Origin of the sequence: Rhizobium pantanalense, assembly GCF_030182525.1 — a bacterium.
Lineage (GTDB): Bacteria > Pseudomonadota > Alphaproteobacteria > Rhizobiales > Rhizobiaceae > Rhizobium.
This window is the reverse complement of sequence record NZ_JAQJCH010000001.1, coordinates 366685-378989: the sequence shown is the minus strand read 5'-3', so window position 1 is coordinate 378989 and position 12305 is coordinate 366685. Positions and strand designations below refer to the sequence as shown.

At 61.6% G+C, this 12305-nt stretch carries 12 protein-coding genes; 8 read left to right on the top strand and 4 right to left on the bottom strand.

The genetic code is table 11. The features are described from left to right. The first annotated feature begins 5 nt into the window (after positions 1-5). Genes PH558_RS01845 through PH558_RS01830 form a run of 4 tightly spaced genes read left to right on the top strand, consistent with a single transcriptional unit; the run spans position 6 to position 3988 of the window. The gene (locus PH558_RS01845; protein ID WP_113408191.1) at positions 6-1187 is read left to right on the top strand and encodes an acyl-CoA dehydrogenase; all 1182 of its coding nucleotides are present in this window, start codon (positions 6-8) and stop codon (positions 1185-1187) included. A 7-nt stretch (positions 1188-1194) separates the two neighbouring features. Then, on the top strand, positions 1195-1626 hold the full coding sequence (locus PH558_RS01840; protein ID WP_113408192.1) for an acyl-CoA thioesterase: 432 nt from the start codon (positions 1195-1197) through the stop codon (positions 1624-1626). Then, positions 1604-1999 (top strand): RidA family protein, encoded by a 396-nt coding sequence (locus PH558_RS01835; RefSeq protein WP_069611780.1) that lies wholly within the window; start codon positions 1604-1606, stop codon positions 1997-1999. The genes PH558_RS01840 and PH558_RS01835 overlap by 23 nt, the downstream gene beginning before the upstream one ends. 21 nt (positions 2000-2020) lie before the next feature. Further along, the gene (locus tag PH558_RS01830; RefSeq protein ID WP_285201897.1) at positions 2021-3988 is read left to right on the top strand and encodes a 3-hydroxyacyl-CoA dehydrogenase NAD-binding domain-containing protein; all 1968 of its coding nucleotides are present in this window, start codon (positions 2021-2023) and stop codon (positions 3986-3988) included. A 20-nt stretch (positions 3989-4008) separates the two neighbouring features. Here PH558_RS01830 and PH558_RS01825 read toward each other — a convergent pair whose 3' ends face one another. From PH558_RS01825 to PH558_RS01815, 3 genes are all read right to left on the bottom strand, one after another. Then, on the bottom strand, positions 4009-5220 hold the full coding sequence (locus tag PH558_RS01825) for an adenylate/guanylate cyclase domain-containing protein (RefSeq protein ID WP_095435672.1): 1212 nt from the start codon (positions 5218-5220) through the stop codon (positions 4009-4011). Positions 5221-5374: 154 nt separating this feature from the next. After that, positions 5375-6277 carry an SDR family oxidoreductase gene (locus PH558_RS01820; RefSeq protein WP_285201896.1) on the bottom strand — a complete coding sequence of 301 codons (903 nt, stop codon included), beginning with the start codon at positions 6275-6277 and terminating at the stop codon, positions 5375-5377. 78 nt (positions 6278-6355) lie between these two features. After that, positions 6356-7096: an SDR family oxidoreductase gene (locus tag PH558_RS01815; protein ID WP_285201895.1), complete on the bottom strand. Its 741-nt coding sequence runs from the start codon at positions 7094-7096 to the stop codon at positions 6356-6358. Between the two features lie 122 nt (positions 7097-7218). Here PH558_RS01815 and PH558_RS01810 point away from each other — a divergent pair, with 122 nt between their 5' ends. The 3 genes from PH558_RS01810 (at position 7219) to PH558_RS01800 (ending at position 10181) form a co-directional block, all read left to right on the top strand. Beyond that, a complete protein-coding gene (locus tag PH558_RS01810) occupies positions 7219-8130 on the top strand; it encodes a LysR family transcriptional regulator (RefSeq protein ID WP_285201894.1) in 912 nt (303 codons plus the stop codon). A gap of 137 nt (positions 8131-8267) precedes the next feature. Continuing rightward, a complete protein-coding gene (locus tag PH558_RS01805; protein ID WP_285201893.1) occupies positions 8268-9614 on the top strand; it encodes an LLM class flavin-dependent oxidoreductase in 1347 nt (448 codons plus the stop codon). A gap of 24 nt (positions 9615-9638) precedes the next feature. Further along, positions 9639-10181: a carboxymuconolactone decarboxylase family protein gene (locus PH558_RS01800; RefSeq protein ID WP_113408196.1), complete on the top strand. Its 543-nt coding sequence runs from the start codon at positions 9639-9641 to the stop codon at positions 10179-10181. A gap of 210 nt (positions 10182-10391) precedes the next feature. Here PH558_RS01800 and PH558_RS01795 read toward each other — a convergent pair whose 3' ends face one another. Then, entirely contained in the window at positions 10392-10820 is a 429-nt protein-coding gene (locus PH558_RS01795; protein ID WP_095435678.1) for an OsmC family protein, read from the bottom strand. Between the two features lie 211 nt (positions 10821-11031). On the opposite strand from PH558_RS01795, the gene PH558_RS01790 reads away from it, so the two are divergent. Then, positions 11032-12297, top strand: a complete 1266-nt coding sequence (locus tag PH558_RS01790) for a glycerate kinase type-2 family protein (protein WP_285201892.1) — start codon at positions 11032-11034, stop codon at positions 12295-12297. The last annotated feature ends 8 nt before the right edge of the window (positions 12298-12305 follow it).

Below are 12305 nucleotides of genomic sequence, written 5' to 3'. Positions count from 1 at the left end.
CCAGCATGAGCCGCGAGATTTTCGACTGGGCCGACCCGTTCCGGCTGACGGAGCAGTTGAGCGACGACGAAAGAATGGTGCTGGATACCGCGCATTCCTACGCGCAGGAAAAGCTCGCGCCCCGTGTCCTCGAAGCCTTCCGCCACGAAAAGACCGATCCGGCCATCTTCCGTGAAATGGGTGAACTCGGCCTGCTCGGCCCGACGATATCCCCGGAATATGGCGGCGCTGGCCTCAGCTACGTCGCCTACGGCCTGATCGCCCGTGAAGTCGAGCGCGTCGACAGCGGCTACCGCTCGATGATGAGCGTGCAGTCCTCGCTGGTCATGGTGCCGATCGAGACCTTCGGCTCGGAAGCGCAGAAGCAGAAATACCTGCCGAAGCTTGCGACCGGCGAATGGATCGGCTGCTTCGGCCTCACCGAACCGAACCATGGCTCCGATCCCGGCTCGATGGTGACGCGCGCTAAAAAGATTGATGGCGGCTACAGCCTGACCGGCGCCAAGACCTGGATTTCGAACGCGCCGATCGCCGATGTCTTCGTCGTATGGGCCAAGACCGAGGATGGTCTCATCCGCGGCTTCATCCTTGAAAAGGGCTGGAAGGGCCTGTCCGCCCCCGCCATTCACGGCAAGGTGGGCCTGCGCGCCTCCATAACGGGCGAAGTCGTGATGGATAATGTCTTCGTGCCGGAAGAAAATCTGATGCCGAACGTATCCGGCCTGAAGGGCCCCTTCACCTGCCTCAACTCCGCACGCTTCGGCATTGCCTGGGGTGCGCTCGGCGCGGCGGAAGATTGCTACGCCAAGGCACGCCAGTATGTGCTCGACCGCAAGCAGTTCGGCCGTCCCCTTGCCGCTAACCAGCTGATCCAGAAGAAGCTCGCCGACATGGTGACCGAGATCACGCTTGGCCTGCAGGGTTGCCTGCGCCTCGGCCGCATGAAGGAAGAAGGCCATCCGCCGGTCGAGCTCACCTCCATCCTCAAGCGCAACAGCTGCGGCAAGGCGCTGGATATCGCCCGCGCCGCCCGCGACATGCTGGGTGGTAACGGCATTTCCGATGAGTTCGGCATCGCCCGCCATCTCGTCAACCTCGAAGTGGTCAACACCTATGAGGGCACGCACGACATCCACGCCCTCATCCTCGGCCGCGCCATCACCGGCATCGCCGCCTTTTCGAACTGAGGCGGCCGTGGCGTTTAGAACCACCAGACCCCTGCGCTTCGGAGATTGCGATCCCTCCGGGATCGCCTATTTCCCCTCGTACCTGAACATCCTCGTCGGGGTGCTGGAGGACTATTTTTCCTCGATCGGTTTTTCCTGGCGAAAGCTGATCGACGACCGCCGCATCGGTGTCCCCACCGTGCGGCTCGATCTGACCTTCATCAAGCCGGGCCTGCAGGGTGACGATCTCAAATTCGTCCTTGCCGTCCATGGTGTCGGCCGCTCCTCGCTCGATCTCGAACATCAGGTCTCAGCGAATGGCCATGTGCTGTGGACGGCCAGGCACCGTGTCGTCGCCACCTCGCTCGATACGCATAAATCCATTGAATGGCCGGATGATCTCCGCGCCGCACTGACCTCTCATCTGGAGACGACCGATGCACACCATCCTGCAACCTGAAGGCTGGGCCAAGCCGATCGGCTATGCCAATGGCATGGCGGCGACGGGCCGCATGGTGTTCGTCGGCGGCCAAGTCGGCTGGAATGCCGCCTGCGAATTCGAAAGCGACGATTTCGTCGAGCAGGTGCGCCAGACGCTGAAGAATGTCGTCGCCATTCTTGCCGAAGGCGGCGCCGAGCCGAAGCACATCACATCGATGACCTGGTATTTCACCGACAAGCAGGAGTATCTCGGTAACCTTAAGGGCATCGGCCAGGCCTACCGCGAGATCATCGGCCGGCACTTCCCCGCCATGGCCGCCGTACAAGTCGTCGCCCTCGTCGAAGATCGCGCCAAAATCGAGATCCAGGCAACGGCCGTGATCCCGGAATAATATTGCACGGAGTGGTAGGTCATGTCGGCACTGCGCTTTTCGGACACCATCTCGGCGGCGTTGACCGACGGAATCCTCGTCGTCACGATCGATAATGCCCCCGTCAACGCGCTCTCTGCCGATGTCCGGGCTGGCCTGATGGCGGCGCTTGATCACGCTGAAAAAGACGGCGCGGTTAAGGGCGTCGTACTGACCGGCGCCGGCAACAGCTTCATCGGCGGCGCCGATATCAAGGAATTCGGCAAGCCGCCGGTCGAGCCGCATCTACCTGATGTCATCTCCCGCATCGAAGCCTTCGCCAAGCCCGTTGTCGCCGCGATCAATGGCGTGGCCCTCGGCGGCGGTCTGGAAGCGACACTCGCCTGCCATCGTCGCCTCGCCGCGCCGACCGCCAAACTCGGCCTTCCCGAAGTCAAGCTCGGCATCGTACCCGGCGCCGGCGGCACGCAGCGCCTGCCGCGGCTCACAGGCATCGCCGCCGCTATCGACATGACCGCCAATGCACGCATCGTCTCTGCCGCGGAAGCGCTCAAGCTCGGTATCGTGGACGGCGTGGCCAAAGGTGAACTGATCGCTGAAGCTATCGCCGACGCCCAGACGGCCAACGCCACATCGTTGCGCCGCACGGGATCGCGGACCGTTCCTCCGGAAGCTACAGATGCGATCGACAAGGCGGCATCGGACGCATTGCGCAAGGCGCGCGGCCAGCGCGCACCGGTCGAAGCCATCCGCCTCGTGCGCCTGGCGGCGACCGCCCCTTTATCGGAAGGGCTTGCCGAGGAACGCCGCATCTTTATTGCCCTTCGCGACAGCGAAGAAGCCGCAGCGTTGCGTCATGTCTTCTTCGCGGAACGCGCCGCCGGCAAGGTCGAGGGGTTGGAGGCCGTCGCTCCACGCAGTATCGAAACCATCGGTATTGTCGGCACTGGTCTGATGGGATCAGGCATTGCCGTTTCCGCCCTCAACGGCGGCTTCCGCGTGATCGGCGTCGAGCAGACCATCGATGCTGCAGACAAGGGCCGCGAACGGATCGCTGGCCTCCTCGACAAGGCGATGCAATCCGGCCGCCTCGATGCAGCTGGCCGCGAAGATCGCCTCAGCCGGCTGACCATTACCGCCGATATGCAGCAGCTGACACAGGCCGATCTCGTCATCGAAGCCGTTTTCGATGATCTCACCGTCAAGACCGAGCTCTTCCAGCGCCTCGATGCGATCGTTCGCGCCGATGCGATCCTTGCGACCAATACGAGCTATCTCGACCCCGATGCCATTGCTGCGGCCACCAAGCTGCCAGAGCGCGTCGTCGGCCTGCACTTCTTCTCGCCTGCCAATATCATGCGGCTCCTGGAAGTGGTGAAGTGCAAGAACACGGCGTCGGATGTGCTGGCGACAGCCCTTGCCCTGGCAAAGAGGCTCGGCAAGCTGCCGATCGTATCAGGCGTCACTGAAGGCTTTATCGGTAACCGCATCTTTTCCGCCTATCGCCGCGAAGCGGAATACATGGTCGAAGATGGCGCCTCGCCGCAGGAGATCGACGCAGCACTGGAGGCCTACGGCTTTCCGATGGGGCCTTTTGCTGTGTTCGATATGGCAGGTTTGGAAATCGCCTGGGCGCGCCGCAAGCGGCAAGCCGCGACACGCGATCCGGCGGAACGCTACGTCGTCATCGCCGACCGGCTCTGCGAAGCCGGCCGTTTCGGCCAGAAGACCGGCCGCGGCTGGTATGCCTATCCCAACGGCAAACGGACTGTTGATCCCGAGGTAACGGCCATGATCGAAGCCGCACGCGCCGAAAAAGGCATCGTCCCGAAGAGCTTCACCGCGGAAGAGGTCGTCAGCCGCCTGCTGAAAGCCATGGTTGATGAAGGCGACGCCCTGCTTTCGGAAGGCATCGCCGCCCGCGCCAGTGATATCGATCTCGTAATGATTAACGGCTATGGCTTCCCGGCAAGCAAGGGCGGCCCGATGTTTGCGTCCGGCCGCCGCTGAAAGTAATCACCGTAGAGAGATCAGGCCGCCGAAGAAAGCAGCGTGAACAATTCCTGCGGCCGCTTGACGCCGCGTAGCGCATAGCGGCCGACGGAAACGAGATCGTTGCTTTGCTGGCCCGATAGCGCCTCGACGAAATTCGACGACATCAGGATGTTGCGGTCGGCCGACCGGCACATCGAGGCGATGCGGCTGACTTCGTTGACAGCTGGCCCGATGACTGTGAAATCCAGCCGGTCCATGCTGCCGATATTGCCGTAGAAGACGTCGCCGATATGCAGACCGAGATAGACGTCCGTGACCGGACGGCCTTCGATCTGCCGCTGCGAATTAAGATCGCGCAGGCGCTGGCGCAGCAGCGATTCCGCCATCAGGGCGGCAGCGCAGGCATCGGCGGAATTGCGAGCCTTGAAGATCGCCAGCGTGCCGTCGCCGATGAGCTTCAGCACGTTACCGCCCGCCTCATGGATCGAGGAGATCACTGCATCGGCATAGGCATTCAGCATTGGGATGATTTCATCCGGCTCGGCCGTATCCGAAATGCGCGTGTAGTTGGCGAGATCGGAAAACCAGAGGGCGGCAGAAATCCGCTCCGTCTTGCCTCGGGTGATCTTGCCCTCGAGAACGTGCCGGGCAGCATCCTCGCCGAGATAGACCTCGGCAATGGTGCGGGCGATGCGGCTCATGCCGGTGCATTTGATGGCGAGAGCAAGTGCCGGCGTCAGCTTGCGCAGCACGCGCAAATCCTCTTCCGGGAATCCCATTTCGGCGGCGGTGGCAAAGTTGGAATAGAAGCAATCCATCTCGCCGATCGTGCCGCCTTCTTCGAAACGGTGGATCATGGCGATGTAATCGGTGTGACCATCGGCGAGCAACGTATCGAGCCCGTAGAAATCGGCTGGCTCGCCGAAGCCGATACGGCGGCGCACCTCGTCTCCACCTGTTGTCAGCATGTGATAGAAGGCGGAGCGCTGCCAGTTTTCCGAGGCGATCCCCTGTTGCGTCGGGCCATATTCGAACTCGCGTTCGATGATCTGATTGCCGTCCCAGCGGAAGGCGCGGCCCTCATAGACCGGATGCAGCGTATCCATCAGTGCCATGGCCCGATCGATGTTGAGACCATGCTGACGGCACTGCTCGCAGAAACCCGAGAGGATATCGACTTCCGTCATTCCCTTGAGACCGGCCTGCATGAGCCAGCTGGCAATTTCGCCAATGTCCTTCGCGTCCATGGATATCTCCCGACCCTCTGAAGGAATCGCTTTAGTACGAAACTCTAAGGCTTGGAATGCTGTACAACGCAAAATAGCCCTGATGCACGCAACAGATCGCCGCTTCTGTGGCACAGAAGCGGCGATTTGACACGTTCTAAGGATGATTGCGGCCTCAGGCCTTTGCATGCGGCTTCAGCAGGTCTTCCAAACCGATGCGCCGGAAAAGCTCTGCCCGAACGCGGTCGGCAACACCGTTGACGATCTCAGCACCATCCTCTGAAGGATCTATATGGGTACGGAATGGCCGCGTTCCAAACGGCATGTCGACAATATCCACGATTGCCGTCGCCACCGAAGCGGCATCGGCATTCGCCGGCTCCAGCGAGGCAAGTCCCTTCAGCGCCTGATCGGGAACGCCGGCATAGGGGCCGTCATCATATTCGGCAGCGCGAGCCTTGTCGGCCGGGGAACCGGAATGAGCGAAGTGGTTGGTGCCCTTCGTGAAGGCACCTGGCACGATGATGGCGGTCTCGATGCCCCAGCGTGTCAGCTCCGAAGCATAGGACACGGCAAGCGAATCCATCGCCGCCTTGGCTGCGAAGTAAGGCGAGAGATAGGGTGGCGTGCCGCCACGCGTGCTGGACGAGGAAACCCAGACAACCAGGCCGGTGCCCTGCTTGCGCAAGTAAGGCAGCACGGCGCGGTTGACCCGCTGGGTGCTGAGCACGTTGATATCGTAGAGTTCGGCGAACTGCTCGGGCGTAAAGGCTTCGGCGGGACCGAAGGACATGTGGCCGGCATTGTGGATGATGGTATCGATGCGGCCCTGCTCGGCGATAACTGCGGCAATGCCGGCTTCGACGGAAGCATCCGAGGCAACATCGAGTTCGACGGCCCTGAGATCGACGCCGTTCTCCGTGGCGAATACCACCGTTGCAGCGACCTGCGCCGCATTGCGCCCCTGGGTTTCGCGGATGCCGGCATAGACCGTATGGCCTGCCTTGGCGAGAGCGCGTGCCGTCAGAGCGCCGAAGCCGCTCGATGCGCCAGTGATTACGATGACTTGCTTGCTCACGATCCTGTTCCTTCAGAGGATTGGCTGTTGTTGACGATGAAGTGGAGGACGGCAGGCATTGCCTGCCGCCAAGTTGGCTCAGATCATGCCGCCATTGGCGCGCAGCGTCTGGCCGTTGATCCAGCCGCCATCCGGGCCGACGAGGAAGGAAACGGCGGAGGCGATATCCCGCGGCGTCCCCAAACGCTCCAGCGGGTTCATCTTGGCCATGCGGTCGATGAGCTCATCGCTCTTACCATTGAGGAAGAGATCGGTGGCCGTCGGGCCGGGCGCAATCGCATTGACTGTTATCGAGCGGCCGCGCAGTTCCTTCGCCATGATGCCGGTCAGAAGCTCGACGCCGGCCTTGGTTGCAGCATAGACGCCGTAGGTTTCGAGCTTGAGGCCGACGATGCTGGTCGAGAAATTGACGATACGGCCGCCGTCACGCAGACGTTTGCCGGCTTCGCGCAATGTGTTGAACGTACCCTTGAGGTTGATGGCGATATGACGGTCGAAATGCGCGTCGTCTGCATCGACGATCTTCGCGAGCTGCATGATGCCGGCATTGTTGACGAGGACATCGACACCACCGAAGGCAGCTTCGGCTGCGTCGAACATGCGGCGCACGGCTTCGACATCGGAGACATCGGCCTTCGCGGTCAGCGCCTTGCCGCCCTTTTCCTCGATCTTGCGGGCGAGCCCCTCGGCGGCGGCTTCGCTGCCGGAATAGTTGATGACGACGGTGAAGCCATCCTCTGCCAAACGCTCTGCAATGGCAGCGCCGATGCCGCGCGATGCGCCGGTGATCATTGCTACCTTATTGGAAATATTGCTCATTTCTTTCATCCTTCATTGCCTTGCGCCATAGCGCATTTCGATGAGGAGAAGATGCCCCTTTTCATGGAGCGGATAATCAGCCAATAATCGGCATCACTATCCGAATTTAGCGAACAAATAATATGGACAGATTCGATGCCATGCGGGTATTTTGTCGGATCGTGGAACGACGCAGCTTCACGCTGGCCGCCGAAGATACCGGCCTACCCCGCTCGACGGTGACGGATGCGATCAAACAGGTCGAGGCGCGTCTTGGCGTGCGCCTGCTACAGCGCACGACGCGGCATGTCAGCCCGACGCTCGACGGCGAAGCCTATTACCAGCGCTGCCTGCGCATCCTCTCAGATATCGAGGATGCAGAAGGCGCCTTTGCCGGGGCGAAGCCGAAGGGGGTCCTCCGCGTCGACGTGCATGGAACGCTTGCGCGGCACTTCGTCCTGCCGAACCTACCCTCCTTTCTCGAAGCCTATCCCGACGTCGAATTGCAGATCACCGAGGGCGACCGGTTCGTCGATCTCATCCGCGAGGGGATAGACTGTGTGCTGCGCGTCGGTACGCTGCAGGATAGTGACATGATCGGCCGCCGCGTCGCCATGCTGGAAGAAGTAACGCTTGCGGCACCCGCCTATGTCGAGCGCTTTGGCATGCCCGCCCATCCGGAGAAGCTCGACGGCCACCGCATGGTCGGCTTCCGCTCCTCCGCAACGGGCGGATTGCTGCCGTTGGAATTCCAGATCGACGGCGCCGTGCGCGAAATCACCCTGCCGGCCACCATCTCCGTCAATGCGGCCGAGAGTTACTTCGCCGCCGCCAAGCTCGGCCTCGGCCTGATCCAGGTCCCGCGCTATCACGCCGAGGAAGCCCTACGATCGGGCGAGCTGCTGCATGTCCTTGAGGATTATCCGCCGACGCGAACGCCCGTCTCGATGCTCTATCCGCGCAGCCGCCAGCTTTCACCGCGGGTTCGCGTCTTCATAGACTGGCTCGTGAAGGTTTTTGCCGGACAGAACAGCACCGAAGTCGAGGGCGGATGAATATTCCGCGAAAGCGATCAAATAAATGAAATCGGCTCTTTGAATAGGCACGGAGCGCGCCTACGTCGTAATGCATTATTCTTCGGGCGGTGCCGTTACGACGTCATGATAGTCCAACGATTTTCGAGAGAGAGCCGATGACCGAACAGAAGCAATTGAAGCTGGGCGCCTTCATGCGTCCCGTCAGCCTGCATACGGGGGCCTGGCGTTATCCCGGCGCCTATCCGGACGCCAACTTCAATTTCCAGCACATCAAAAGCTTTGCGCAGGAGCTGGAAAAGGCGAAATTCGACGCCTTCTTCATGGCCGATCACCTCGCGGTCCTCAACATGCCGATCGAGGCCCTGAAGCGCAGCCAGACCGTCACCTCCTTCGAGCCCTTCACACTGCTTTCTGCGCTCGCCGCCGTTACCGACAGGATTGGCCTCGTCGCAACCGCCTCCACCACCTTCGACCTGCCCTATCATATCGCCCGCCGCTTCGCCTCGCTCGACCATATCAGCGGTGGCCGCGCCGGCTGGAACATCGTCACCACCTCCAATCCCGATGCCGCCCTTAATTTCGGCCTCGAAGAACACATGGAACATGGCGAGCGCTACCATCGCGCTCGCGAATTCTACGATGTCGTGACCGGCCTCTGGGACAGCTTCGCCGACGACGCCTTCATCCGCAATCCGGAAAGCGGCATCTTCTTCGATCCCGAGCGAATGCATGTCCTCGGGCACAAGGGCGAGGAATTGAGCGTTCGCGGCCCGCTCAACATCGCCCGCCCGCCGCAGGGCTGGCCCGTCATCGTGCAGGCCGGACAATCGGATGCCGGCCGTCAGCTTGCCGCCGAAACGGCCGAAGCCGTCTTTGCAGCTCCCCGCAACCTCGCCGACGGCAAATCGATCTTTGCCGATATCAAGGGACGGATGAAGGCGATCGGCCGCAATCCGGATCATCTGAAGATCCTGCCCGCCGCCTTCATCGTCGTCGGCGATACGGTCGAGGAGGCAAAGGCCAAGCGGGCAAAGCTCGATAGTCTCGTCCATTACGATAGCGCCATCGCATCCCTGTCGATCGCACTTGGGCATGATGCCTCCAAATTCGATCCAGACGGCCCGCTGCCGGAGATTCCGGAGACCAACGCGAGCAAGAGCGGCCGCGAGCGCGTCATCGCACTTGCCGAAGCCGAAAAGCTGACCGTGCGCCAGCTTGCCCAGCGCCTCGGCGGCTATGCCGGCCTCGCCTTCGTCGGCACGCCTGAGAGCGTTGCCGACGAGATGGAGCAATGGCTGCATGAGGAAGGCTCTGACGGTTTCAACGTCGTCTTCCCCTTCCTGCCGCAAGGCCTGCTCGACGTGACCACCCGCGTCGTTCCAGAGCTGCAACGCCGCGGCATCTTCCGCCGCGATTACGAAGGTACGACATTGCGCGAACACCTCGGCCTGCCGCGCCCGGAAAACCGCTTCTTCAAAGCTGCTGCCGAAGCCGCGCAGTAAGAGAGCCCATCACAAGAGAATAACATGAGTCATATCACGCCGATCGACTACGAGACCGCTTCCGAGGCCGTGCGCGCCGAGCATGACCGCGAGATGCAACTGCGCGGCCGCATGACGAATATGAAGCGGACATTGCTGCACTCGCCGGTCGCGCATCGCATCTATGCGGAATGGTTTCCTTTGCGCGAGGAACTGCGCCCGGCGCTGGACGATCGTGCCGTCTGGTTGCTTTGCCATGCCATCGCTCTGGAATGCCGCTCGATCATTCCCGTCGGCTTCTTCCGGCGCGCGCTGATCAATGCCGGCCTGACGCCGGAAACGATCGTACCGAGTGAAGACGAGGCGCTGCTGATCGAATTCGGCAAGGCGATCGTCAGGGATTCCAATGCCATTCCGGAGGGAATTTGGGATCGATTGAAGGCCCGCTACGACGAACCAACGCTCGCCAACCTCGTCGCCTTCGCCGGCATCATGATCGCGACGGCGATCTACAACAATGCCGTAAAGGTGGATATCGACCCGGAGCTTGGGCCTTACCTTGAGGGATTTGAGTTTCCGGCGAAGTGAGGGGCAACGGCAGATGCCGAGCCATCTCGCCCTTGGCGGGCGAGAAAGCAATTTCATTGGTTTAGGAATTGCGACACCGAAGGTCACACATATTCAGAATGCTAGTGCAATTTCTAAGCCATTGAAATTGCAAGAGCGGGGGGCCGTTACTTGCCACGATAGCATTGGGAAAGCCGGTGCGTCCCTGCCTACCCCCGTCCTGGCAAAATCTCACCCCGAAATCGTCGTCTCGAACTGCGGATTGCCGCGGATCGTGTTGCTGACCGTACAGATTTCATCTTCGGCGGCATGCGCGATCGCGTTGCGGATTTCATCGCTGAAATCACCCTTGATGGTGAAGGCGATATTGAACTTCTCCACGCGGGAAAGGCCTTCGGTCGCCTTCTCACCCGTGACGACGGCAGTGACTTCGGTGAGCTTGTCGAGCACGCCGAGGCTACTGGCCGCCATGCGGGCGCTCAAGACCAGGCAGGCCGAGAGCGACGAGTAAAGCAGATCGAGCGGATTGAAGCCAGGCTGCGACGGCGAGGTGACGATGTCGATTTCACCGCCGGTCACCGAGGTCACATGCGGAAAGCCGGTGCGGCCGACCGTAGCGGTTGCACCCGTCTGCCTTGTCTTCACTTTCAATTCGGCCATGTCGAAAATCCTTGAAATAAAAGCGGGAAACCCTTTCCTTCTACATAGGGATTCATCGGGCAGGACACAATTGCAGTTCCTGGCCCTTGCGTCTTCCAGTCAGTTAAGCCACCAAATGGTTACAGGCTCTGAGAAGCAATTTGAGGAAAAGTGCGTAGCGGTTTTCCGTCCGGAATTGCGTATAAGCGCTCTAGCAGACAGGCAGTTCGACATGACCGTTTCCGATCCCCGCGCCTTCCTGACCTCGCTGTTCGATGCAGCCGTACGCGCCGCCGATCCGCTGACCGGCATCCGTACGCATCTGCCTGCCAAACCGAAGGGCCGCACGATCGTCATCGGCGCCGGCAAGGGGTCTGCCCAGATGGCCGCCGCGCTGGAGCAATGCTGGGAAGGTCCGCTGGAAGGTCTTGTCGTGACGCGATACGGTTTTTCCGCTCCTTGCCGCCAGATCGAGATCATCGAAGCAGCCCACCCCGTGCCGGATGAGGCTGGTCTCGTCGCCTCCCGCCGGCTACTGAAACTCGTCGATGGCCTCACAAAAAACGATCTGGTGATCGCCCTGATATCAGGCGGTGGCTCGGCGCTGCTGCCGTCGCCAGGCGGTTCGCTGAGCCTTGCCGACGAAATCGCCGTCAACAAGGCGCTGCTTGCCTCCGGCGCACCGATCTCGGCGATGAATGTCATCCGCAAGCATCTGTCGACCATCAAGGGCGGCCGGCTGGCTGCCGCGGCCCATCCCGCCAAAGTCGTCTCCCTCGTCGTCTCGGACATTCCCGGCGACGACCCTGCCCTGGTGGCCTCCGGCCCGACCGTGCCAGGCGCCGGCACGCGCGCGGACGCGCTCGACCTCATCCGCCTCTACGAGATCGAACTGCCGCCAGCCGTTCTCGCCTATATCGGAAAGGTCGAGGCCGACGCGCCGCGCCCGGACGATCCTCGTTTTGCCGGCAATGAAGTGCATCTGATCGCCTCTGCCGGCGTCTCGCTGGAAGCCGCTGCCGAGGTGGCGCGTGCCGCTGGCATCGAAGCGGCTATTCTTTCCGACGCCATTGAGGGCGAGGCCCGGGAAGCCGCCCATGTCCACGCTGCCATCGCGCGCGAAGTGCTTCACCGCAACCGCCCCTTCACCAAGCCGATCGTACTACTGTCAGGCGGCGAAATGACGGTGACCTTGAAGGGTAAGGGCAAGGGCGGGCGAAACTCGGAGTTCCTGTTGTCGCTGGCCATCGATATCGACGGCCACACCGGCATTCACGCCATGGCCGCTGATACCGATGGCATTGACGGCAGCGAGGACAATGCCGGCGCCTTTGCCGATGCGGCTACGGTGGCGCGGTTGCGCAAAGCTAGAATGGTGCCGGCCGAGATGCTGGCAAGCAATGATGCCTGGACGGCCTTCAATGCGATCGGCGATCTCTTCGTTCCCGGCCCAACCGGGACGAACGTCAACGACTTCCGCGCCATCCTGATCGTGTAACCGCCGGG